Origin of the sequence: Blochmannia endosymbiont of Camponotus modoc, from assembly GCF_023585785.1 — a bacterium.
Lineage (GTDB): Bacteria > Pseudomonadota > Gammaproteobacteria > Enterobacterales > Enterobacteriaceae > Blochmanniella.
This window is the reverse complement of record NZ_CP097765.1, coordinates 397,668-424,408: the sequence shown is the minus strand read 5'-3', so window position 1 is coordinate 424,408 and position 26,741 is coordinate 397,668. Positions and strand designations below refer to the sequence as shown.

20 protein-coding genes are annotated in these 26,741 nt (G+C 30.8%); 14 read left to right on the top strand and 6 right to left on the bottom strand.

Going from position 1 to position 26,741, the window contains the following annotated elements:
- The 6 genes from M9396_RS01805 to leuA all read right to left on the bottom strand — a co-directional run bounded on the left by M9396_RS01805 (position 1) and on the right by leuA (position 8,980).
- Entirely contained in the window at positions 1–1,278 is a 1,278-nt protein-coding gene (locus tag M9396_RS01805) for a peptidylprolyl isomerase (protein WP_250256507.1), read from the bottom strand.
- A 50-nt stretch (positions 1,279–1,328) separates the two neighbouring features.
- Positions 1,329–3,698 (bottom strand): LPS assembly protein LptD, encoded by a 2,370-nt coding sequence (gene lptD / locus M9396_RS01800; RefSeq protein WP_250256506.1) that lies wholly within the window; start codon positions 3,696–3,698, stop codon positions 1,329–1,331.
- Between the two features lie 568 nt (positions 3,699–4,266).
- Entirely contained in the window at positions 4,267–4,875 is a 609-nt protein-coding gene (gene leuD, locus M9396_RS01795) for a 3-isopropylmalate dehydratase small subunit (protein ID WP_250241953.1), read from the bottom strand.
- 25 nt (positions 4,876–4,900) lie between these two features.
- Positions 4,901–6,301 carry a 3-isopropylmalate dehydratase large subunit gene (leuC, locus tag M9396_RS01790; protein ID WP_250241955.1) on the bottom strand — a complete coding sequence of 467 codons (1,401 nt, stop codon included), beginning with the start codon at positions 6,299–6,301 and terminating at the stop codon, positions 4,901–4,903.
- A 1-nt stretch (position 6,302) separates the two neighbouring features.
- Positions 6,303–7,403 (bottom strand): 3-isopropylmalate dehydrogenase, encoded by a 1,101-nt coding sequence (leuB, locus tag M9396_RS01785; RefSeq protein ID WP_250241957.1) that lies wholly within the window; start codon positions 7,401–7,403, stop codon positions 6,303–6,305.
- Between the two features lie 20 nt (positions 7,404–7,423).
- A complete protein-coding gene (gene leuA / locus M9396_RS01780) occupies positions 7,424–8,980 on the bottom strand; it encodes a 2-isopropylmalate synthase (RefSeq protein ID WP_250256505.1) in 1,557 nt (518 codons plus the stop codon).
- A 439-nt stretch (positions 8,981–9,419) separates the two neighbouring features.
- Here leuA and rsmH point away from each other — a divergent pair, with 439 nt between their 5' ends.
- The 14 genes from rsmH to lpxC all read left to right on the top strand — a co-directional run bounded on the left by rsmH (position 9,420) and on the right by lpxC (position 26,020).
- Positions 9,420–10,376, top strand: coding sequence for a 16S rRNA (cytosine(1402)-N(4))-methyltransferase RsmH (gene rsmH, locus M9396_RS01775; protein ID WP_250256504.1), 957 nt, complete (start codon positions 9,420–9,422; stop codon positions 10,374–10,376).
- A gap of 2 nt (positions 10,377–10,378) precedes the next feature.
- Positions 10,379–10,693, top strand: a complete 315-nt coding sequence (gene ftsL, locus M9396_RS01770) for a cell division protein FtsL (RefSeq protein WP_250256503.1) — start codon at positions 10,379–10,381, stop codon at positions 10,691–10,693.
- An 85-nt stretch (positions 10,694–10,778) separates the two neighbouring features.
- The gene (ftsI, locus tag M9396_RS01765; RefSeq protein ID WP_250256502.1) at positions 10,779–12,473 is read left to right on the top strand and encodes a peptidoglycan glycosyltransferase FtsI; all 1,695 of its coding nucleotides are present in this window, start codon (positions 10,779–10,781) and stop codon (positions 12,471–12,473) included.
- A gap of 35 nt (positions 12,474–12,508) precedes the next feature.
- Positions 12,509–14,020: a UDP-N-acetylmuramoyl-L-alanyl-D-glutamate--2,6-diaminopimelate ligase gene (gene murE / locus M9396_RS01760; RefSeq protein WP_250241972.1), complete on the top strand. Its 1,512-nt coding sequence runs from the start codon at positions 12,509–12,511 to the stop codon at positions 14,018–14,020.
- A complete protein-coding gene (gene murF / locus M9396_RS01755; RefSeq protein ID WP_250256501.1) occupies positions 14,017–15,390 on the top strand; it encodes a UDP-N-acetylmuramoyl-tripeptide--D-alanyl-D-alanine ligase in 1,374 nt (457 codons plus the stop codon). The genes murE and murF overlap by 4 nt, the downstream gene beginning before the upstream one ends.
- Positions 15,375–16,463 (top strand): phospho-N-acetylmuramoyl-pentapeptide-transferase, encoded by a 1,089-nt coding sequence (gene mraY / locus M9396_RS01750; RefSeq protein WP_250241979.1) that lies wholly within the window; start codon positions 15,375–15,377, stop codon positions 16,461–16,463. Before murF ends, mraY begins: the two co-directional genes overlap by 16 nt.
- Positions 16,464–16,467: 4 nt before the next feature.
- Complete coding sequence (murD, locus tag M9396_RS01745) at positions 16,468–17,793, top strand: UDP-N-acetylmuramoyl-L-alanine--D-glutamate ligase (protein WP_250256500.1); 1,326 nt, start codon at positions 16,468–16,470, stop codon at positions 17,791–17,793.
- Positions 17,793–18,989: a cell division protein FtsW gene (ftsW, locus tag M9396_RS01740; protein ID WP_250256499.1), complete on the top strand. Its 1,197-nt coding sequence runs from the start codon at positions 17,793–17,795 to the stop codon at positions 18,987–18,989. The genes murD and ftsW overlap by 1 nt, the downstream gene beginning before the upstream one ends.
- Positions 18,986–20,053 (top strand): undecaprenyldiphospho-muramoylpentapeptide beta-N-acetylglucosaminyltransferase, encoded by a 1,068-nt coding sequence (gene murG, locus M9396_RS01735; protein WP_250241986.1) that lies wholly within the window; start codon positions 18,986–18,988, stop codon positions 20,051–20,053. Before ftsW ends, murG begins: the two co-directional genes overlap by 4 nt.
- 59 nt (positions 20,054–20,112) lie before the next feature.
- On the top strand, positions 20,113–21,555 hold the full coding sequence (murC, locus tag M9396_RS01730; protein WP_250256498.1) for a UDP-N-acetylmuramate--L-alanine ligase: 1,443 nt from the start codon (positions 20,113–20,115) through the stop codon (positions 21,553–21,555).
- A gap of 152 nt (positions 21,556–21,707) precedes the next feature.
- Complete coding sequence (locus tag M9396_RS01725; protein WP_250241990.1) at positions 21,708–22,493, top strand: cell division protein FtsQ/DivIB; 786 nt, start codon at positions 21,708–21,710, stop codon at positions 22,491–22,493.
- 30 nt (positions 22,494–22,523) lie between these two features.
- The gene (gene ftsA / locus M9396_RS01720; protein ID WP_250241992.1) at positions 22,524–23,780 is read left to right on the top strand and encodes a cell division protein FtsA; all 1,257 of its coding nucleotides are present in this window, start codon (positions 22,524–22,526) and stop codon (positions 23,778–23,780) included.
- Between the two features lie 76 nt (positions 23,781–23,856).
- Entirely contained in the window at positions 23,857–25,023 is a 1,167-nt protein-coding gene (ftsZ, locus tag M9396_RS01715; RefSeq protein ID WP_250241994.1) for a cell division protein FtsZ, read from the top strand.
- 103 nt (positions 25,024–25,126) lie between these two features.
- On the top strand, positions 25,127–26,020 hold the full coding sequence (gene lpxC, locus M9396_RS01710) for a UDP-3-O-acyl-N-acetylglucosamine deacetylase (protein ID WP_250241997.1): 894 nt from the start codon (positions 25,127–25,129) through the stop codon (positions 26,018–26,020).
- Positions 26,021–26,741: the final 721 nt, after the last annotated feature.

The following is a 26,741-nucleotide window of genomic DNA, read 5'->3' as shown; positions in this document are numbered from 1 at the left end:
TTAGTGAATGATCTTAATATATGATTCGGATCGTAATTCTTGAATCCAATTTTTCATAATTTCATCAAATTTGTTATTTAATAAATATAAATAAGCACGTTCATACATTATTTCATTATATTCTAATATAGATATATCTATTAATTGAACTAAACGCCATCCGCAAGAGGTGTATACTGGTATACTAATTTCATTGTTTTTTAAAGAACTCAAAACTTTTCGGATTGACGGCTCGAAATCATCTAAATCCTTGCATATTGTATTTTCTTCGTAATGACTAAAACATATATCTTTTGATTTTTTTTTAATCATCATTCCAAAAGCAGTATTACTTTTTTCCATGTGTTCTTTAGTTTGTAACAGTTGTTCTACTATGTTTACATTTTCGCATGAATTTTTCATACCAAATATTTTTGCTGTAACTTTAGTTACAGGCAGCATAATTTGTTTATAACGTATATCTTGTATTTCTACAATATGTATTCCATCGCAAGATGTAATTGGACCGATAACATCGCCTTTGTTTATTTTTTGTAAATATTTATCAAAAATAATTGGTATGTCTTTCCATGAAACCCATTCTGTTTCATGTACTTTAATTATTTGAATAATATTTTTATTAGAATATGTGCGTATGAGTTCTGTAATATTATTGTTAAATTCTTTTTTTTTAATTAATAATCTTGCAAAATATTCTATTCTATCTATTTGGCTTTGAGTGGGTTGTATTGGTAATGAAAATATAACGTGCTTTAATTTAAATTGCTTATTAATATCAATAATATTTGATTTTTTGGCAATTTTATTTATTTCATTTGTCAATATATGAGCACGATCATGCATAACATGATCACATATTTGCTTTTTAAGCATATTTTGATATTGTTGGAAATAAAATTTTTCGTAATTTAATCCAAGATCATATAGGTATGAACGAAACTGATCGAATGTCATATTATATAAATTTAAAATACAATTGATCATTTGATTAAGTTGATTGTGGTCAATGTTGATTTTTTGTTGATCAGAAATTTGGAAAATGAGGTTGTCTATGATTAATTGATCTAATATTTTTTGATAATATGAAATATCTTGTAATATATTGTCGTTGCTATTAGAGATGTTATCTTGAATCATATAAATATTATTTCTGATATCACTATCTAATATAATATTGTGATTCACTAATGCTACAATTTTATCTACCGTTTTTAATACTCCAAGAACAATATTTGTTTTTAACGTAAATATTAGAATTAATATTTTCCAAAATTTCATATGATTAACAATATTATAAGCACGAATTTGATTTCGCGCGATATTTAAGGTTAAAGTGTATGTTGATATGGAAAGACGCCTATGTCCAACATCTTATATGGGTTTGCTTTAAAATCTGATGTAGAGTTATATATTTTGATATCTAATCGTATTTTATTATCATATGTATTGCGGTTCAATCGTTTGTTCCAATCAATCATTTTTCGCTCACAAGATACATTAACCCCCCAACATGGCGTATAATACTGTATTCCTATTGTTTGATCAATGAGTTGATTAGTTTTTATATTATGGTAATGTGAACAGCTTATTTTCCAATTATCAATTAAAGGATAACAAGCGAGTACGCCTAATTGAGCAATTGTGTTGTGATATATTGATTCTTTAATATCTGGTAGTATTTTTTTAAGATATTGTTCGTTGGCATATCTATAGTTTGTTTGTAAAACTTGATTGTCTTTGCCTGTATATTCTAATATTACAGTTCCAAATGATAATGTATGATGCTGCGTATCATATTGCATTTCGGTGTTCATATGCCAGTAATCGTTAATATTCCAATGACTTATTCCTGAAAATAACAGGATATTAGGAGTTTTTTGTGTGCATTTAGATATTTTTATATATTCGGAATTAAGTTGTCTTAAATTAAAAATTTGACCTATAGATGCATAAAATAATTCTTTTTTTTTCTTAAAGCATCGTATGGTTATATCTCCTGTAATTTGATTAACAGGTAAAATACGATCCAATCCACTATATGTAGTGTCAAGAAATAAATTTTTATGATCTATATGAATCATATCAGTATCATAGATACCAATGTTTTCTTGAAAACGATATGGTACATATAAATATTGTAATTTTGGTTCTAAGAAACGTTTATATTTTTTTGAAATATGCGTGTTTTTTTTTAAAATCATCTTTCCGTTGATTTTTAGTTGCGGGATGATACGATTAACTATATTTTGTAAATGATAGTCCGGATACTGTGTTCTTTTATAATGATTTATATTTTTTTGTCGATAATGTGTTATTTTTAATTTGGCTTCAGTATTAAAATGGCCATAATAATTATTTATTGATAAATCTAAAGTTGGTTCCGTGTGGATTCTGATTGTTTTTGGATAATGATAATTTACAGGTATAAATTGGGTTATTTGACTAAATAACTTTAAATTCAATGGTTTATGCTTGATGTTATCATAATATGAATGTAATTCTAGCTGGAACGATTCGTTGTAATTATAACAGTCTTTAATTGTCGTGATATTAATATTCGTGATACCAAAATAAGATAAATTAGCGTTCCAATTTTTATCAGTATAATTGCACAGTATTTTTTGGTTCATACAATTATTATTAGAGTGTGTGTATGTTGGTATATTGACATTTTCAATATAATTATTGGAACCTGTAGTTGAGATATAATGAGAATTAAGATGCCATTTTTTATTCATAATACCATTATGTTTCCAATATAATTGCCAATATCTGTTATGATAATTGTTGGGAAATTTTTCATTGCACATTTTATTATTTTCTACGAGATCTAGAATTAATAATCCAGTTCCTGGTTTAATTGAGTAACGTATTTCTGTTTCTAATTTTGTTCCTAGGTTAGATATATAACATGGAGAGATGCTGCCCGAGTAGTGTTTTGAGAAATTAATAGGGTAAGGTATTTTAAAGATTAATCCATGTTTGCTACTGTATTTAATATCAGGTATGTAGTGCCCTAAGACATTATTTTGATGTAAAGATAGTGACAAATAAGGGCTATAGAATATTGGTATTTTTTTTATTTTAAGACAAGCATTCCATACATCTATGTTATGTTTATGATGATCATAAAGCATTTCTGATCCTGTTATGTTCCAATAATTTTTGTTTGAAACACAAGAAGTACACTTGCCTTTCTTGACAATAGTATAACGATTTTTTCCTCTTTGCATTATAGAATTTGCTGTTCCATGAATAGGGGGTTCTAAGAAATGATATGTTCCTTCATGAATATCTATATTTTTATTATAAAAATTAATCCAAGCATGGGATCCAGTTAATATAATATAGTTGTTGTTATAGCTAACATGGCCACAAGCATACAGTGTATTGTATGATAATTCGTTTTTTTCGTTAAGTGATATTATTAATTTGTCGGACATGAAAATGTTATTGTCTTGTTTCATATTGACATCTCCAGAAAACTGAATTTTATTAGGATAATAAATATCTAGTTCATCGGATGACACATAGATGGGTTGATCAATAGAAAAGAGATTGTTGATTATAGGAATTTGCAGACAATTAGATGCATGAGCCAAAAAATAAAATTGAGTAAAAAATATTATAAAAATTGAATTAATGATAGTGTTTTTAAAAAAAACTGAATAATCATTGATTAAACTATTTTGATACATGTTGCTTAAAAAAGAATGTGAACTCTTTATGCTTGGATAAATAAGTATATTATATGGTATATTTATTACTGAGTATTATCTTATTAATTAATTATCATGATTTTTTAAATATTTTTTATAAATTAATGAGTAATGAGTTTTTATGTTTTGTATCTATATAGATATTGGTTCATTTAAATGTGAAAAAACATACTAACACGCGTTTCTTAGAGTAACATGAAATTCGAATTATTTTGTAATTTTACTGGTTTACATACGCCATTTTTTAGTAATAAATATTAATTTCTGATAATAGACTTCATTTATTGAAATATTTATATAAATCATTTTTTAATTAAGTGATATAAAAATAAAAACAGATAGCAGTCAATGTCTATCATTTTAGATTATGTTTATATTATTGCATTTACATGCAATATAAGAGTATATCAATATTTGATTCGTATTATTTTAATATATATTTCCTAATAATTTTGATATTAATTTTTTAATTATTTTAATCCATACTATTTTGAAATTTTTTTCATACACATGCATGCTAATACGTTTGTATTTTTATTATTACAATTTATTTTAAATATGATGGTTGATTATTTTCATATTTTTTAATAGCAGCATCGTATTGTAAAGTTAAGCTAATATTGTCTATTTTATTAAGCATACAACGTCTATGGAAGTCATTTATTTCAAAAAAACACTTTTTTTTGTTATGTACATAAATAATTTGTTCGCGTAAATTCACAGTAAAAGATATACCTTTTTTTTGTGTTGAAATTTCTTTAAATAAATCATTTATTTTTAATTCTGATAAAGTTATAAGCAATAAGCGATTATTAAAACTATTTTTATGAAAAATATCTGCAAAACTTGGAGCTATGATAACTTTGAATCCATAATCCATGAGTGCCCATACTGCATGTTCGCGAGATGATCCACATCCAAAATTTCTTTGGGTTAGCAAAATGCTAGCATGTTTATAATTCGGATCATTTAATATGAAATTGGGATTTAAGATTTTAGGTGTATTTTCAAGAAAGCGCCAATCAAAAAACAAGTATAATCCAAAATCAGAGCGAGTAGTAGCTTTTAAAAATTGTTTTGGGATTATAGTATCAGTATCGATATCAGAAATATCAAGCGGTAGAACTATACCAGTATGTTGAATAAATTGAATCATATGTACGTTATATGTCCTATATATATCATTTAAATTTTCGAATATCTACAAAGCGTCCAGCAATGGCGGCGGCTGCCGCCATTGCTGGACTAACTAAATGAGTACGACTTCCACGCCCTTGGCGACCTTCAAAGTTCCGGTTGCTAGTAGAAGCACATCGCTCACCTGCTTCGAGTCTATCATTATTCATAGCTAAACACATAGAACAACCAGGTAAACGCCACTCGAATCCTGCTTGTATGAAGATCTTATTTAATCCTTCTTTTTCTGCTTGATTTTTTACTAACTTAGATCCGGGTACTACAATGGCTTGTGTATTTTCGGAAATATGATGCCCTTTAATTGTTTGTGCCGCTATACGTAAATCTTCAATACGTGAGTTAGTGCATGACCCTATGAATACTTTATCAATAGAAACATCTGTTAAATAAGTATTGGATTGAAGTTCCATGTAAATTAAAGCACGTTCAGCAGAATTGCGTTCTATAGGATCTATAAAAGATTCTAGAGATGGGATCGGTTGGTCAATAGAGATAACTTGACTAGGATTAGTTCCCCAGGTTACTTGTGGATTAACATTAGATACGTCAAAATCAAAGTTTTTATCGAAGTGAGCATCGTGGTCGGAATATAAAGTTTTCCAATATAATAAAGCTTGTTCCCAATCCTTTCCGGTTGGAGAAAATTTACGGTTTTTTAAATAATCGTAAGTAGTTTTATCTGGTGCTATTAAAGCAGAAGTTGCTCCCATTTCAATAGCCATATTACAAAGGGTCATGCGTTCTTCCATGCTTAAGAGCGTGATAACAGGTCCACAAAACTCTACTACATGACCGGATCCTCCCCCATGCCCAATTTTTCCAATAATTGCTAAAATTATATCTTTGGCTGTAATTTGAGGAGCGATAATACCTGAAAGGTTAATTTGCATTGATTTATATCGAGTTTGTTGTAAAGTTTGTGTTGCTAACACATGTTCTATCTCTGATGTTCCTATCCCAAAAGCTAAAGCACCAAAAGCTCCATGAGTAGCAGTATGAGAATCTCCGCACACGATAGTCATACCGGGTAATGTGATACCTTGCTCTGGCGCTAAAACATGAACTATTCCTTGATAAGGATGATTTAAACCAAATAACGTAATTCCAAAATCTTTACAATTTTTTGTTAATCTATCTAATTGCTCTTTAGCCATGCTTCCAGAATGATTAATATTTTTTGTTGTAGTGGGGACATTATGATCCATAGTGGCAAATGTTTTATTTGGTTGTCTAACTATACGTTTTCTTAGACGTAGTGCTTCAAAAGCTTGGGGTGATGTAACTTCATGTAATAAATGTCTATCAATATATAATATTGGAACATCATCTTTATTTTCATAAACTATATGTGCATCGTATAACTTCTGGTATAAGGATTTTCCCATATTATTTTTCTCTTTCGTTTTTAATTAACGCAGCTATAATATCACCCATTTTATTGGTGCTTATGCTTTTTTCGTGTTTTTTTGCTATATCAATAGTTCGATATCCTAACATTAATGCTTGAGCAACTGCTTTTTCAATTTCAATTGCAATATAATCTAATTTTAAACTATGTCTAAATAATAACGCAGCAGAAAGAATATGTGCGATAGGATTAGCGATATTTTTTCCTGCAATATCCGGAGCTGATCCTCCGGCAGGTTCATACAAACCAAAATTGTGTTCATTAATACTAGCAGAAGGTAGCATACCAATGGATCCACTTATCATAGCACATTCATCAGATAGAATGTCTCCAAATAAATTTGGACATAGAATAATATCAAATTTAGAAGGATTGTTTATTAATTGCATGCTAGCATTATCAATGTATAAATGTTCTAATTCAACATCTGGATAATTTTTTGCAAGATGTGATACCACTTCTCTCCATAACATAGAAGTATGCAGCACGTTAGCTTTGTCTACAGAAGACACACGTTTACGTCTTTTTTGAGCTAATTTAAAAGCAATGTTGGCAATACGTTCTATTTCAAAGCGATGATAAATTGCAGTATCAAAAGCATATTCATTTAAACCTGTTCCTGAACGTCCTTGTGGTTTACCAAAATAAATACCTCCGGTTAACTCACGTACGAATATAATATCAATTCCATTTGGAATGATGTTTGTATTTAAAGGAGATAATTCTTTTAATGCATCAGCAAGATATATAGGTCTTAAATTAGCGAATAAATTAAAGTGCTTGCGTAAAGCTAATAAAGCTCCTTGTTCCGGTCTTTCTGATCCTGTTAAATGTGTCCACTGTGGCCCTCCTACTGCTCCAAATAATATAGCATCTGATTGTTCGCAATATTTTAAAGTACTATTCGGAAAAGGAGTGCCTTCGCTATTAATTGCATCTCCTCCTATTTTATGTTCTGTGGTGACAATATTGATTTGAAATTGTTTTTTTATTACATTTAAAGTTTTATAAACTTGTCTTGTAGTTTCCGGTCCGATACCATCCCCTGGTAATACTGCAATATGATAATTATTATTCATAAGTATTTAGGTTTTCCAAATTACTGATTATTATTTTTTTTTATATATTTGCGTTGCATTATCACTTGTTTCGCGCGCCAAATATTATTTAAAACATGAATCATGGCTTTTACTGAAGATCCTATTACATCTGTATCTAATCCAACTCCATGAAAATTGCGTCCTTCATACGATACAACAATATCCACTTGTCCTAACGCGTTACGACCATGTCCTTTTGCATTCAGTTGATATCTTTCTAAATTTATAGATAACTTAGAAATGTGAGTTAACGCTTCATAAATTGCATCTATTGGTCCATTACCACTCGACGAATGAGTGCATGTGTTGTTTCCACAATATAATTTTACTGAAGCGTGAGCAATTCCAGAAGAGCTAGAATCTACATGAAAACATTTTAATCTGAAGAATTCTGACTGTTCTTGTTGATTATTAATGAATGCTAATGCTTCTAGATCATAATCAAATACTTGTCCTTTTTTATCTGCTAATTCTAAAAAAACATCATATAACTTATCCATGTCATAATCACTTTCTTGATAACCCATTATTTTCATATGATGTTTTACTGCCGCTCTTCCAGATCGAGATGTGAGATTTAATTTGACATCTTTTAAACCAATAGTTTCAGGGGTCATAATTTCATAATTTTTTCTGTTTTTTAATATACCATCTTGATGAATACCTGCAGAATGAGAGAAAGCATTGGAGCCAACTATTGCTTTATTAGCTGGGATAGGGATATTACACAATTGACTAACTACTTGACTAGCTCTATAAATTTCTTGGCAACGAACATTAGTATATACGTTCAGTAAATCTTCTCGTACTTTGATGGCCATAATTATTTCTTCTAGAGCAGTATTTCCTGCTCGTTCACCAATACCATTTATAGTACCTTCAATTTGACGAGCTCCTGCCTGTATAGCTGAAATAGAATTACCAACTGCCATTCCTAAATCATCATGACAATGAACAGAAATGATAGCTTTATCAATAATAGGGACACGATTATATAAAGACGTAATAATTTGTCCAAACTGATATGGGGTGGTGTAGCCCACTGTATCAGGAATATTAATTGTGCTTGCTCCGGATTGAATAGCAATTTCAACAATACGACATAAATTATCTATATTGGTGCGTCCAGCATCTTCGCAAGAAAACTCTATGTCATCAGTGTATTTTCTTGCATAACGTATCGCATGAACGGTCATGTCTATAATCTGATCAAAGTTTTTTTTCAATTTAGATTGAATATGTACGTTTGAAGTGGGTAAGAATATATGAATACGAAAATTTTTTGCAACTTTTAACGCTTCAGCTGCAACATCAATATCGTTATCAATACATCTAGCCAAGGCGCATACTAAACTATTTTTTATTTGTTGAGCTATTGTATGAACCGATTCAAAATCTCCTGGAGAAGATATCGGAAATCCAACTTCCATAATATCTACCCCTAATCGTTCTAAAGCAAAAGCAATTTGCAATTTTTCCTTTACGTTTAAACTCGCTTGTAGAGCTTGTTCACCGTCCCGTAAAGTTGTATCGAAAATAATGACTTTCTGACTCATGATCATCCACGTCTCATGAATGTTAGGATGGATATGTATATAATATTTTAATTAATGGCATACTGATTGTGAACCAATAATATCAGATTTTAAATAATAATTTATTACATTAAATTTATTTTAAGTCTATTAAATATCGTTTGTCAACTATTAATACTATTAGAAGTAACATGTTAATATAACAGCGTTATAATATTTTTAAGATTGATTTTTTTGTGTTATCATCATTGACAATGATAAAATTTTTTATGAATTTTTTAGATTGTAAACTGCAAATTTTATGTTTTGAATATAAGGCAGGAAATATATTCCAATTGCATTCATATAAACGCTTAGTAGTATGAAACATAGAAAGTTGCGTGGCTAATAGTTTTTTATTATTAAGTATTTTGTTCATGAAACACACAAACGTGTGCATCTATATTTTATTATTATATACATGTTCTATATTCACTACAGCCATAAAAGCGTATTGCTAAATGAAGCGATACAATCATTGAATATTAAAGCAACAGGAATATATATTGACGGAACGTTTGGATCAGGAGGTCATTCTAAATTAATTTTATCTCAATTAAATGAACGAGGTCGTTTGTTAGCAATAGATAAAGATTTATTGGCTATAAAAATTGGAAAGTGCATTGCTGAACAAGATGATAGATTTACTATAATACATAGTTCATTTTCCAAAATGATCAAACATGTTAAAAATATAGGATTGATTGGATCAGTGGATGGTATTTTACTAGATTTAGGGATCAGTACATTTCAGATAAATGATTGTAGCAGAGGATTTTCGTTCATGCAAGATGGTCTACTAGATATGCGGATGGATATTAGTAGTGGAATATCTGCTGCTGAATGGTTATCGAAGGCATCTCAAGAAAATATTACTTGGGTTTTAAAAACTTTTGGAGAAGAACGATTTGCAAAAAATATCGCTAAAGTTATAGTATCTAAAAGACGATATACGCCTATTATACGCTCGATTGTTTTATCTAAATTAATCTGCGATGCTATTCCGCATCGCAATATGAATAAGCATCCTGCAACTAAAAGTTTTCTAGCAATTAGAATGTTCATTAATAATGAACTAGAAGAAATAATGCAAGTATTGAAAGATGCATTGGTCATGTTGTCTCCACGAGGCAGATTGGTAGTAATTAGTTTTAATTCTCTAGAAGATCGATTGGTAAAATACTTCATTCGTGAACATAGTTGTGTTTTATCTATTCCTCCCAAGCTTCCATTAACAAATAATCAAATATTTAGTAAATATAAAAATAAGTGTCAATTAAAAAATATAGGAAAATTAACACCTTCAAAACAAGAAATTAAAAGAAATATACGTGCTCGTAGTGCGATATTACGTTGCGCTGAAAAATTGCTTATCTAAATATGACGGAAAAGAAACAATATAATCTTGTTAGTATTATTTATGATGATTTATACTTATATGGTAAGTGGCAATTGCTTTTGTCATTGTTAGTATTAATATCAGCAATGTTGGTTGTTTTAGTGACTTATCAAACTAGATCTATGATTATAGATCGTGAAAAACTTGTGTTGGAAAAAAATAATTTGGATACTGAATGGAGAAGTTTAATTCTTGAAGAAAAAATATTATCTCACCATAATCGTATTGAACGTATCGCAATGGATAAATTACAAATGCATTACTCGGAACTAACTCAAGATAATACATTGTACTAATCTATAAAAATTTATTTATGTGATCAATAAAAATATTATTTAAAAATGGTTATAGCTCCTCCTGTGAGGATATAATTTATGCTATATGAAGTTTAAACCTTACAATTTTAAAATAATTTTAAATAGCAAACGTTTTAATTTATTGTATAGTTGTATTTTTTTTGTATTAATTATTTTGCTATTGAGATTAGCTTTTTTGCAAATTATTTATTCTGATCAGCTAATTAATGAAGGTAACATGCGTTCGTTACGCGTGCAAAGCACACTCTCTACTCGTGGTATTATTACTGATAGAATGGGTCAACTATTGGCAATTAGTATACCGTCTGATTCGGTTTGGATTGATCCTCAAGAAATTAGCAAAAATGGCGGTATTACTGCTGATATACGTCGTTGGACGGAATTATCTCAGGTATTATCTATATCATCAGATAAACTATCATCTCTTATTAGTAATCATACTACAGATCATTTTTTGTATTTAGCACGACAGATTGATCCTGCTATTTCTAAATACATTAGTCAACTTAGATTACCAGGAGTATATTTGCAACAAGGATCAAAAAGATATTATCCTGCTGGGCGTGCAACTGCACATTTGGTAGGAGTAACAGATGTAGATAGCCAAGGGATTGAAGGCATAGAAAAAAGTTTTGATTCTTGGTTGACTGGTCAACCCAAAACAAGAGCAATACGAAAAGATAGATTTGGTCGAGCAATTGAAGAAATTACTTTGAATAACGGTCAAGCTGCTCAAAATATTATTCTCAGTATCGACGAACGTCTGCAACATTTAGCATACCGTGAATTAAATAATGCTGTACATATAAATAAAGCAGAATCCGGCAGTATAGTATTGATAGATATCAATACCGGAGAAATTCTAGCTATGACAAACAGTCCGTCATATAATCCAAACAATTTTTTGTCCATTGTTAATAAATCTGTTATGCGTAACCGTGCTATTACTGATGCATTTGAACCAGGTTCTACAGTGAAACCTATTGTGATTATGGCTGCATTAAAACATAAGATAATCACAAAAGACACTATTATGAATACATCACCTTATATACTTAATGGGCATCAAATTAAGGATGTATTATATCGTAGAAAATTGACTATTAGAGAGATATTACAAAAATCTAGTAATGTTGGTGTTTCTAAATTAGCGTTAGCCATGCCTGCAGCAGTTTTAGTTAATACATATTTAAATTTTGGAATGGGTAAAGCAACAAATATAGGTTTAGTGGGAGAAAGTAATGGGATATATCCATATAATAGATGTTGGTCAGACATAGAACGCGCCACCTTTTCTTATGGATATGGTTTAATGATTACTCCGTTACAATTAGCTAAAGTTTATGCTACTATTGGTGGAATGGGGATATCTCGACCACTTTCTATTATACGAGTTGATTCTTCTTCGGTATTAGGAAATCAAGTTTTTCCAAGATCTTTAGTGCGAACTGTTTTAGACATGATGGAAAATGTGTCATTGCCAAGTGGTGGTTGTCAATCTGCAATTAAAGGATATAGGGTTGCTGTAAAAACTGGGACTGTTAAGGTAGTTGGATCACATGGGAAATATATTAATAAGTATATTGCATGTGCTGCTGGAGTAGCTCCAGCGAGTAATCCCAGATTTGCTTTAGCAGTAGTAATAAATGATCCTAAAAATGGTCATTATTATGGAAGTATGGTATCTGCACCAGTTTTTAGTGCAGTGATGGGTAATGCATTAAAAATCATGAACGTAGTGCCAGATTTTTTACAGTAAGTTTATAAGCAATCAGATTTCTTTGAGAAAATTATATGTGTGATTCACGTAATTTATATAAATTATTTATTCCGTATGTTTTTAATAATCCTACTAGTCCTGCATTGACGGGGATAGAATTGGATAGTCGTAACATTGTATTGGGAAATTTATTTGTAGCAGTTAAAGGTTCTAAGACTGATGGAAGATCATATATTGACTATGCGATCGAAAAGGGAGCTTCGGCAGTTTTATTAGAATCTTGGAACGATATGACGATATTTAAAAAATATAGTTATCATTTAAATAAAATACCTGTGGTCCATGTTAATCATTTACCACGGTATTTGTCCGATATAGCAGGTAGTTTTTATAATCATCCGTCACGTTTTTTGGATTTAATTGGTGTTACTGGTACCAATGGAAAAACTACTATAACGCATTTGTTAGCTCGTTGGGTCCAATTATTAGGGGAAAAAAGTGCTGTGATGGGTACTTTAGGTAACGGAATGTTAAATAATATGTGTTTATCTTATAATACAACATGCTCTTCTATTGATGCTCAAAAAATATTAGCTCAGTTTGTTAAAGATAAGATTACCTTTGTTGCTATGGAGGTGTCATCACATGGATTAAATCAATATCGTGTGGATGCTTTATATTTTAAAGCAGCTATATTTACTAATTTAAGCCATGATCACTTAGATTATCATGGTAACGTTATGCAATACTCTATGTCTAAATGGCGGTTATTTGATGAATTATGTGTAGAAAAATATATAATTAATGCTGATGACCCCATTGGTTGTCGATGGTTATATTATTTTCCTCAAGCGATTGCAGTAACAATAACAAGCAATTTACCATGTTTTTGGAAAGGTAAATGGATACGTGTGGTTAATGTCAATTATAATGTTCGTGGTACGAATATAATCTTTGATTCAAGTTGGGGGAATGGAGTAATTCATAGTCAATTATTAGGAGAATTCAACGTTAGCAATGTATTATTAGCCTTAGGTACGTTATTAGTATTAGGGTATCCTCTATCATTATTGGTACATACGTCATCTCAATTACAACCAGTAGCTGGTAGAATGGAAGTATTTCGTTCTCATGGATACCCGACGGTTATAGTAGATTATGCACATACTCCGGATGCGTTAGAAAAAGTTCTAATTTCAATTAGACGATTTTATTATTGTGGTCAACTATGGTGTGTTTTTGGTTGCGGAGGCGATAGAGATCCAAGTAAACGTGCTTTAATGGGTTGCATTGTAAGCCGGTATGCTGATTATATAATTATTACCAATGATAATCCGCGCACGGAAGAACCGCAATCGATTATAAATGATATTACTCGTGGCATAACACACCCAAAAAAAATCATCAAAATTATTCAAAATCGTTACTGTGCGATACAGACTGCTATTTTAAAGGCATCTTTAGAAGATATAATATTAATTTCTGGAAAAGGTCATGAAAAATACCAAATTATCGGAAATAATCGCATATATCATTCTGATCAAGACATAGTAGAAAATTTTTTAAAGAACGATGTTATTTTATGATTCCATTTAGTTTGCATGAAATAGCGCCAGTTTTAAACGCTAAATATATTGGTATGGATTTGATTATTCATGCGATTACTATTAACTCAAATATTATTTATAAACAATGTATGTTTATAGCATTAATAGGTAAACGTTTTGATGGTCATGATTTTACAAGTCAAGCAATTGCTGCTGGTGCTCAAGCATTACTAGTAAATCATCATATATTATTAGATGTTCCTCAATTAATAGTTCCTGATACTCGTTGTGCTTTAATAATGTTAGCACATTGGGTGCGCCAAAAAGTATCAGCAAAAGTTATTGCTATAACTGGATCAAGCGGTAAAACATCAGTAAAAGAAATGACCACGTCTATATTAAAAGAGTGTGGGGATACAATAGCAACACAAGGTAACTTTAATAATATGGTTGGAGTGCCGATTACTTTATTACGTTTAACAAAAAAAAACAATTTTGCAATTATCGAATTAGGATCAAGTTGTCCTGGAGAACTTGCTCAATTAAGTAAGATAGTTGCTGCTAATGTAGCTTTAGTAAATAATGTTTACCCTGCACATTTATCAGGTTTTAAATCCTTATCTAAAATAGGAAAAGAGAAAGGGAAAATTTTTTCTGAATTAGATTTAAATGGAACAGGTATTATAAATGCTGACAGTCATGCTTTATCTTTATGGCGTAAACCATTGCAGGGAAAATCTATGTGGTTTTTTTCTTTACGTACTAACGTAGGAATAGATTTTTTTGCAAGTAATATTATTGCTGAAAAAAATAGAACACGGTTTATTTTACATACTCCATATGGAACTTCTCCAGTGGTTTTATCAATGTTAGGAACACATAATGTGGCTAATGCTTTAGCTGCTAGCGCTCTTGCATTTTCTGTAGGAGCAAATTTATCAGAAGTAGTTTATGGATTAGAAAATATAAAAACGTTACCTGGTAGATTATTTCCGATTATTTTAGGTAAAGGTAAATTATTATTAGATGATACTTATAATTCAAACGTTGGTTCTATGATATCTGCTATTCATGTATTAACTACAATGCCAGGTTATCGTATATTGGTGGTCAGTGATATGTTAGAATTAGGAAAACATAAATCAATCAAATATCATTGTTATATTGGGAGATTAATCGCAACGACAAATATCAATAAAATTCTTACCATAGGTAGCGTTAGTTGTTGCATTTCCAAAATATGTGGAAAAGGAAAACATTTTCGAAATAAAAATAAATTAATTATTTATATCAAGCAGATGTTATCTGTCCATAATTCAATTAGTGTATTAGTGAAAGGATCACGAGGTTTTAAAATGGAGCAAATAATAGATGCTATTCGAGATGGATCAAAATGTTATTTTGGCTAACAGAGAATGTATTAGCAGTATATTCATCTAGATTTAATATTGTTTATCATTTAACTTTCAGAGCTATTATTAGTTTTGTATCGGCATTGTTTATTGCTTTAGGGGTAGGTCATTATGTAATTACATGGTTTCATAATTTGTGTTTTTTTCAAATAGTGCGTTGTGATGGACCAAAATCACATACTCAAAAGAAAAGTACACCTACTATGGGTGGAATTGTAATGATTCTTTCGATCGCCATATCAGTAATGATGTGCGCTGATTTATCAAATATATATGTATGGTATGTATCATTTATACTAATAACATACGGAATATTGGGTTTAATTGACGACCTTTTAAAAATTCACAGGAAAAGTTCTGCGGGTTTGAGTGTGTTACATAAATATTTTTGGCAATCATTAATTGCTTTAACGTTAGTCATTATTATCTTTATGTCAGATCGTAGTCCTACATCTACACAATTAATAGTGCCATTTTTTAAAAATTTTATGCCTCAATTAGGTATCTGGTATATTTTTCTAGCATATTTTGTTGTTGTTGGGACAAGTAATTCCGTGAATTTGTCTGATGGTTTAGATGGGTTAGCGATTATTCCTATAATATTCATTGCAGCTGGATTGGCTGTAGTTGCGTGGATAAGCAATGATATTCACTTTGCTAGTCATCTAAATATTCCTTATATTTGCTTTTCTGGAGAATTAATAATTATATGTTCTGCTATTATTGGAGCTGGTCTTGGGTTTTTATGGTTTAACACTTATCCGGCTCAGATATTTATGGGCGATGTAGGTTCTTTATCGCTTGGAGGTACACTTGGGATAATTGCAGTGTTGTTACGTCAAGAATGTTTATTATTAATTATGGGCGGTATGTTTGTAATAGAAACTTTATCTGTGATCTTACAAATAATTTATTTTAAATTATTTGGACAACGGATATTTAAAATGGCACCAATTCATCATCATTTTGAACTAAAAGGTTGTCCAGAACCTCGCATTATAGTGCGATTTTGGATCATATCTTTAATGTTAGTTTTTGTGGGATTAATTACTTTAAAGATACGGCAATAAAAATATGCGTAATTACCGAGGATCGCAAGTTGTAATTATCGGTTTGGGGATTACGGGTTTATCTTGTGTTAATTTTTTTTTAGATCGTGGTGTAATACCAAAAGTAATAGATACTCGTATATATCCTCCGGGAATAAAAAAATTACCTCATGTTGTACAGTGTTATTTGGGCGCATTTAATGATATATGGTTGTTGAGCGCTACGTTAATTGTAGTTAGTCCTGGAGTACGATTAGATCATCCGGTTTTAATTGAAGCTTTAAAATTAGGAATAGAAATTATTGGTGATATTGAATTATTTGCTCGTGAAGTAACTGCTCCGATAATAGCTATTACTGGATCTAATGGAAAAAGTACAGTAACCCAATTGATTTCCAGAATGGCTAGGGGCGTTGGATGGTGTGTTGGTGTAGCAGGTAATATAGGTGTGCCTGTGCTTTCTTTACTAAATAATAAATCGTATCAATTATATATACTGGAGATTTCAAGTTTTCAGTTAGATACAACCTATAGTTTACGTGCAATAGCAGCTGTAATTTTAAATGTTAGTGAAGATCATATGGATCATTATCCTGGTGGATTAAAGCAATATTGGTTTTCTAAGCAAAGGATTTATAAAAATGCTAAAATTTGTGTGATGAACGCTTTAGATCCTTTAACGACACCTATATATAATGATTATGATTATTGTATAAGTTTTGGTGAAAACGAAGATTCTGCAGATTATTATCTGAAATATTATAAAGGACACACCTGGATAGTTGCATACAATGAATATGTGCTTAATTGTTCTGAAATGAGAATTAATAATCGTATTAACTATATAAATGCATTATCTGCTTTAGCATTATCGGATATTGTCAAGATTCCTCGCTCTATTTCTTTAAAAGTATTGTGCCAATTTTCTGGTTTAACGCATCGTTGTCAATTGATTTATAAAAATCATGGAGTGAGTTGGATTAATGATTCCAAAGCTACTAATGTCAACGCTACCAAAGAAGCGATCAACAATTTAAAGTTATCCGGTACGTTACATTTAATATTAGGAGGTGATGGTAAATTAGCTGATTTTTCTTCTTTAAGACATTTGATTAAACAACATGAGATACATCTTTATTGTTTTGGAAAAGATGGATTATTATTGACGACATTAGGATTTAGTGATGTTATTTTAACAAATACAATGATTCAAGCAATGTGTATTATTAATCGTCGTATAAAAGCAAAGGATATAGTTTTATTATCTCCGGCTTGTTCTAGTTTAGATCAATTTAAATCATTTGAAATGCGTGGACTAATATTTACTTGTTTTACGAGAGAATTTATATAATGAGGATCTTTAAAACAAAAATTATTAATCATCCATTAAAATTGGGCAAAAAAAAATCATCAAACATTAGTGTATTATATGATCGTATATTTTTTTGGTTGCTGTTGGGATTAATTGGCATTGGGTTTGTTATTATTAGTTCAGGATCAATACCTACTGGTATGCGATTAGCGAATGATCCATGTTATTTTATAAAACGTGTCATTGTTTATTACAGCGTGACATTTTTATTATCTGTAATTATTTTAAAGATACCCATAATAGTTTGGCAGAATTATAGTGTTATCATGTTGCTATGTAGTTATATAATGTTGATAGCCGCATTAATCTTAAATAATTCTACTAATGGAGCATCACGTTGGATAATGTGGGGTGCATTGTGTGTTCAGCCTTCGGAATTATCAAAATTATCTTTTATTTGCTATCTTGCTAACTATTTAGAACGTAAATCACAAGAAGTACGCACCAAATTTTGGAGTATATGTAAACCCATAGTAATAATGATTATATTAGCTGTATTATTACTAGCGCAACCTGATTTTGGTAGCATTATTATTCTTTTTATTACTACTCTGTCTATATTATTTCTTTTTGGAGCTAAATTATGTCAGTTAATATTGGTTTTAGTATTCAATATATTTTTAATTATACCTTTAATTGTGATTAAACCTTATCGTATACAACGTATACTTACTTTTTGGGATCCATGGAAAGATCCGTTTGGCAATGGTTATCAATTAACTCAATCATTGATAGCTTTTGGTCGTGGAAAATGTTTTGGGGAGGGACTAGGAAATTCTGTGCTGAAATTAGAATATTTACCCGAAGCTCATACTGATTTTATTTTTTCTATTCTTGCGGAAGAATTAGGATATTTTGGAGCGATTTTAGTGTTGTCTATGTTATTTATAATTGTGCTTCGTGCCATGATCATTGGTTATCGTGCCTTGAATGTTAATCACAGATTTTCTGGTATTTTAGCCTGTTCTATTAGCATGTGGTTTGGATTGCAAATTTTTATTAATGTGGGCACTGTTAGCGGAATATTACCCACAAAGGGATTAACATTGCCATTTATTAGTTATGGGGGATCTAGCTTTTTGATTACAGTAATGGCAAGCATGCAGTTGTTAAGAATAGATTTCGAGACACGTTTATCTAAAAATCAAGCTTTTTTGAAGTGCACGAAAACATGAATCAAAAAAAGAAAATTATGATTGTAGCGGGTGGTAGTGGGGGGCATGTGTTTCCAGGGTTGTCGGTGGCTCATTATTTAATTAATCATGGGTATCAAGTTGTTTGGCTAGGTACTGCAGATCGCATTGAATCGAAGTTAGTTCCTCAGTACGGAATCGATATTAAATTTATTCATATTAACGGGTGGAATGGTGAAAAATTACACATTAAGTGCATTATGCCATTGTTTATTTGTTTAGCAATATATCAAGCACGAAAAATTATAAAATATTGGAAACCTGATATAGTATTAGGAATGGGTGGATATGTTTCCGGACCGGGTGGATTAGCAGCATGGACATGCGGTATTCCATTAATAATACACGAACAAAATAGAATTATCGGTTTAACTAATCGGTATTTGTCAATTTTTTCTAAAAAAGTATTGCAAGGATTTCCTGGTACTTTTCCTAATGCTAAAATGGTAGGAAACCCAATACGACGCGCAATATTAGCTGTGCCAAATCCATCTAGACGATGGAAAGGTCGTGTTGGTCCTATTCGCGTTTTAGTGATTGGAGGTAGCCAAGGTGCGCATATATTAAATAAAACTATCCCAAATATGGCTGAGAAATTATCTAATAAATTGATCATATGGCACCAGGTTGGAGAAAAAGATTTCAAAAAAGTAATATGGGCTTATCAAAAAATAAAACAAAGCTATCATAGAATTGTAAAATTTATTGATGATATAGCCCAAGCATATGCTTGGGCAGATATATTGATATCCCGTGCTGGAGCATTAACAGTAAGTGAAGTATCTGTTGTAGGGTTACCAGCAATATTCGTACCTTTTATACATCATAAAGACCGTCAGCAATATTGGAATGCTGTGCCGTTAGTGCAAGCAGGAGCGGCAAAAATTATTGAACAACAAAATTTTACAAGTGATGTTGTTAGCGCAATGTTAGAATCTTGGGATCGAAAAATATTATGTAACATGGCTCAACGTGCTAGAAGCATAGCTGCGCCTAATGCAACTCAGCAAGTTTCTCAGGTAATAATTGAATACTTAAAAAAATAAATATATTAATAAATGCCATCTTTATAAATAGAAAAATATTGAAAGTATATTGAATAGATATGTCAAATATACTATTATCTAACCCGATCAATTCTATACCAATGATGAATCGTATTAGGCGAATACATTTTGTTGGTATAGGCGGAACCGGAATGTGTGGAATTGCAGAAATATTAGCACATGAAGGTTATTGTATTACTGGGTCTGATATTGTATATAATAGCGCGACACGGCACTTATTTGAATTAGGGGTGAAAATCTTTATTGGGCATAAATATAGCAATATAAACAACGCTAATGTTGTTGTTGTATCCAGTGCTATTCATCCAAATAATCCTGAAATTTTAGCTGCTAAACAAGCTCGTATTCCCGTTATTAAGCGTGCGGAAATGTTATCCGAACTAATGAGATTTAGACATGGAATAGCCATTTCTGGAACGCATGGGAAAACTACTACTACTACAATGATAGCTAATATTTATACCGCAGCAGGATTAGATCCAACGTTTATAAATGGAGGCATAGTCAAATCAGAAGGTGTATATGCTCGACTTGGATATAGTCGTTATTTAATCGTAGAAGCAGATGAAAGTGATAATTCATTTTTGCATTTGCATCCTATGGTGGAGGTGATTACCAATATTGATACTGATCATATACATAAGTATCAAGGAAATTTTGAATATCTTAAAAAAGCATTTATTAATTTCTTACACAATCTACCATTTTATGGGTATGCTATAGTGTGTATTGATGATCCAGTAATTTGTGAGATTTTACCTAAAATTAACAGGAAGATAATCACTTATGGCTTTAATAAAAATGCTAATTTGCATATTTTTAACTACCATCAACATATAGAAAAAAGTAGTTTTACCATATTGCGTCCAAATCAAACAAAACTACAAGTTACTTTAAATGCCCCTGGTTGTCATAATGCACTGAATGCTACGGCTGCTATTGCAGTAGCAGCCGAAGAAGGAATCAGTGATAAAATTATTCTCAAAACTATGTTGGATTTTCAAGGAACACATCGTCGTTTTGAAAATTTAGGTTATTATTCTTTAAATAAAATAAATGGTCAAAAAGGAGAAATTCTGTTGATAGATGATTATGGGCATCATCCGGCTGAGTTACATGCTACTATTGTAACGATCCGGACCGGATGGCCTGATAGACGGTTGATTATGGTATTTCAACCTCATCGATATACGCGTATACAAGAATTATATTATGATTTTGTTGATGTACTTTCCAATGTAGATATTCTTTTAATATTACATGTTTATTCCGCTGGAGAACCACCTATTTTAGGGGCAGATAGTCAATCCTTATGTCATGCAATTCGTGAATTTGGTAAGATTAATCCAACATTTATATCAAATACACAAATGTTATCAGGAGCATTATTCCGATTATTAAGAAATAACGATTTGCTCTTAATTCAAGGAGCTGGTACGATAGGAGAGGTTGTGCGTAGATTAATTGTTAAAAACGATTAATCATAATAAATATATGATAATTATGATTCTTAATGGTACGAAATGATAAAATGTGAAAATGAAAACACAATAATAAATTTTTATGAAAATAAGAATACGCAAAGAGCGGGTTTACTAATACACCTCAATTAGGATTGAGCACGCATAACCGAGTGATAATTAAATATGTTTTAAAACAAAGATATAAATTGCAGCATCAATTATTAGATTGGATGCTAATATTTGTTGTTACAATTAGTATTGTTTGGAGTGCTTATAAAATAAGAGAATGGATTCATAATGCTTGTTGTAGCCCTGTATCTTACATGATAGTCACTGGAAAACGGCATTATACTACTGACACTGATATCGATCAACTCCTAGTAAAACTAGGAGTATTAGGTACATTTATAACACAGGATGTTAACATTATTCAAAAACGAATTGAAAGTTTGCCATGGATTCAGCAAGTTAGTGTTAGGAAACAATGGCCAGACACATTAAAAATTCATATAATAGAATATATTCCTTTAACATACTGGAATGATTTTCAAATAATTAGTACAACAGGAATTATATTTAAAGTACCTAAAGAATATCGAGATAACTACAAAAAAGTAATGCCATCTTTGTATGGACCAGAAGGCAGCGAACGGGCTGTATTGTCTAATTATTATGCGTTTAATGAGATATTAAAATCTATCAAATTTCAAATAAAATCAGTACAAATGGATGCACGCTGCTCATGGCAACTGATTTTACAAGATAATATCCATCTAAAATTAGGTAGAAATAATATAATCGAACGATTATATTATTTCATTAAAATTTATCCTATTCTTATTCAGAAAATTAACGACAATAATACATGTATTGATTATATAGATTTACGTTATCGTTCAGGATTTGCTGTAAGATGGGGCTCAAACTCGATCACTCCTGTATTTTGTGGCAAATAGAAGAAAAAATAAATAAAGGCAATCACAAATATGATCAAAGCTTCAGATAAAAAATTATTAGTAGGATTAGAAATTGGAACAGCTAAAGTTGCTACGATGGTAGGTGAAATTTTGCCTGATGGAATAGTAAATGTTATTGGGTTAGGATATTGCCCGTCACGAGGAATGGATAAGGGAGGAGTGAACAATTTAGAATCAGTAATAAAATGTGTACAATATTCTATTAATCAAGCAGAGTTAATGGCAGGTTGTCAAATTTCATCTGTTTACCTTTCTTTATCTGGAAAACATATTAGTTGTAAAAATGAAATAGGTATGGTACCTATTTCAGAAGAAGAAGTGACACAATCAGATGTGGATAATGTAGTACACATAGCTAAATCAGTTAGAGTACGCGATGAACATCGAATATTACATGTAATTCCACAGGATTATGCTATTGATTATCAAGAAGGCATTAAAAATCCAGTTGGGTTATCTGGAGTTAGAATGCAAGCCAAAGTCCATTTAATTACTTGCCATAATGATATGGCTAAAAATATCGTCAAAGCAGTAGAGCGATGTGGATTACAAGTAGATCAATTGATATTTTCTGGATTAGCTTCAAGTCATGCTGTGTTAACAGAAGATGAACGTGAATTGGGTGTCTGTGTGGTAGATCTTGGTGGCGGTACCATGGATATAGCAATATATACTGCTGGAGCTTTACGTCACACCAAAGTTATTCCATATGCTGGAAATGTAGTCACTAGTGATATTGCCTATGCTTTTGGAACACCATTATCGGATGCAGAAATAATTAAAGTTCGTTATGGTTGTGCTTTAGAATCATTAATTAGTAAAGGAGAAAATATTGAAGTTCCAAGCGTCGGAGGTAGACCACCTCGTATTTTGCAACGTCATATGTTGGCAGAAATCATTGAACCTCGATATATTGAATTAATGATGTTGGTTAATAAAGAAATATTACAGTTACAGTCACAACTTCGTCAACTTAATATTAAACATCATCTTGCAGCAGGGATTGTGTTAACAGGAGGGGCATCTCTTATAGATGGATTATCAGCTTGTGCTCAAAAAGTGTTTCATACACAAGTTCGTATCGCATCTTCTATAAATACAAACGGGATAACAGATGATATAAAAAGGCCTCATTATTCTACTGTTATTGGATTATTACATTATGGGAAAGAATCTCATTTGAATAATGAGGTAGATATAGAAAAAAGAATAACAATTAAAGGTTGGATAAGAAAAGTAAACAATTGGTTAAAAAAAGAATTTTAGTTGTTATGAGTATCAAATATGCTGAATCCGTTAAAATTAATTTTTTTAAAATAACTTAAGTAATATGGAGAAAACTATGTTTGAACCAATGGAATTAACGAGTGATGCAGTAATTAAAGTTGTTGGTATTGGCGGAGGCGGTAGTAATGCAGTTGAACATATGTTACGTGAGCGTATCGAAGGTGTAGATTTTTTTGCTGTTAATACTGATGCCCAAGCTTTAAGAAAAATGACAGTAGGCCAAACTATTCAAATTGGTAGTTCTATTACTAAAGGATTAGGAGCGGGTGCTAATCCAGAAATTGGGCGTAATTCTGCAGAAGAAGATCGTGATGTATTAAGGGCTACTATAGAAGGCGCAGATATGGTATTTATTGCTGCAGGTATGGGTGGAGGCACTGGAACGGGTGCTGCCCCGATAATAGCAGAGGTGGCCAAAGATTTAGGTATTTTGACTGTAGCTGTAGTTACTAAACCTTTTAATTTTGAAGGAAAAAAACGTATGACATTTGCTGAACAAGGAATTTCTGAATTATCTAAATATGTAGATTCATTAATAACTATTCCAAATGATAAGTTATTAAAAGTTTTAGGGCGTGGCGTATCATTATTAGATGCTTTTAGCGCTGCTAATGACGTGTTAAAAGGCGCCGTTCAAGGTATTGCGGAATTAATTACTCGACCGGGTTTAATGAATGTAGATTTTGCGGACGTACGCACAGTAATGTCAGAAATGGGATATGCTATGATGGGAGCTGGAGTAGGATGTGGTGATGATAGAGCAGAGGAAGCATCAGAGCTAGCTATCGCGAGCCCTTTATTAGAAGACATTGATTTATCTGGAGCTCGAGGGGTTTTGGTGAATATCACTTCTGGTTTAGATTTACGGTTAGATGAATTTGAAACTGTAGGCAATACTATACGTTCTTTTGCTTCTGATAATGCTACAGTAGTAATCGGGACTGCTTTAGATCCAGATATCAATAATGAACTACGTGTTACTGTAGTAGCAACAGGAATTGGTATTGATAAACGTTCAGATGTTATGTTATCTAATGCTAAAGAAGAAAAAAAGGTAGTACGAGATAATCATTATCATAATCATGCTCCCCAAAGAACATCTACATTTTTTAAAGAATCAAGACATACATCATCTAATACGGTAGATCATCAAAGCACAACTCTTGATAAAGATGTAGATTATTTAGATATTCCTGCTTTTCTAAGAAAACAAGCAGACTAATTAAAAATAATAGTGTAAATGAGTAATTTGTATAAAAAATGCAATATACATATAATAATTTGCTAATAAAGTAAATAATATAATAATTGCATGAGATGATATAATGATAAAGCAACGAACATTGAAACGCGTTGTGCAAACTACTGGTGTAGGTTTACACACCGGTAAAAAAGTTACGTTAACTTTACGTCCTACTTCAGCAAATACTGGAATTATTTATCGTCGTACTGACTTACATCCTCCTGTAGATCTTCAAGTTAATGTTAAATCAGTAGGAAACACCGTATTATGTACATGTTTGATTAATGAATATGGTGTTCAGATTTTTACTGTTGAACATTTAAGTGCTGCTCAAGCAGGATTAGGCATTGACAACATTATTATAGAACTCAATGCTCCTGAAGTTCCAATAATGGATGGTAGCGCTAGTCCTTTTGTATGTTTATTATTAGATGCTGGTATAGAAGAACTTAATAGTGCAAAAAAATTTCTTCGATTAAAACAAACAGTACGTGTTGAAGATGGAGAAAAATGGGCTGAATTAAGGCCGTTTAACGGTTTTACTCTTGATTTTACTATTGATTTCAATCATCCAGCTATCAATGTGGATACACAACATTGTTTTTTTAATTTTTCTTCAGCATCTTTTGTTCATAATATTAGTCGAGCGCGCACTTTTGGTTTTATGCGTGATATTAAAGATTTACAATCTCGTGGATTTGCTTTAGGAGGAAGTTTTAATTCTGCTATAATAATTGATGATTATCGTGTACTTAATGAAGATGGTTTACGTTTTGATGATGAATTTGTCCGTCATAAAATGCTTGATGCTATTGGAGATTTATTTATGTGTGGACATAATCTTATTGGTTCTTTTATTGCTTTTAAATCGGGACACACTCTAAATAATAAATTATTAAAAACTGTTTTGTCATGCCAAGAAGCATGGGAACTTGCTACTTTTTCTAACGCATCTGACTTACCCTTAGTATTTTAAGATCTAATCGTATCTTTGAATATAGAATATAATAATAATCATTCTACATTTTAGTATACAAATTTACCTAGATTTATTTATAGATATTATGTATTTTGATCGAGATTCTTTTTTAAATAAATATATGCAACTGTATGTTTATTCGCATATTTTATCTATAGTTTTTTAGATTGAAATATTGAAGACTACTTAAATATATATGCAATGAATACTGTAGTAAAGAATTTAGATTATAATGTATTTTCAATGTTATTGAGTTCATTAATATTTAATACATCATATATTGTTATGATTATAATAAGTGTTACATGTATATAACACTTATTATAAAAATCAGAAAACTAATATCTTTGATATTGTAATTTCCTTTATTTGTATTTATAAAAATTTTTGATATCGTCAGATTAAGATATTTTTTGATACCCATTATATATCTTTATATATCTGTATGAATTGTAATAATTAATTAGTAATTGTTTTAAAGTTTTTTAAATTTGTATAATATATTTTAGTCTTAGAATATTGGAGCTATTCTAATCAACAATTAATGATAGTATCATGTTTGTAATATGTTTAAGGAAAGATATGCACATGGATTTTACATAAATAAAAAATTTATATTTATCATGCATTTTATCACAATTTATTAACATCTATTTTGATAAGTTGTAAATTAGTATTGTTTTACAATTTTTATTAAAATTTTCTTTGTAGTCGCATG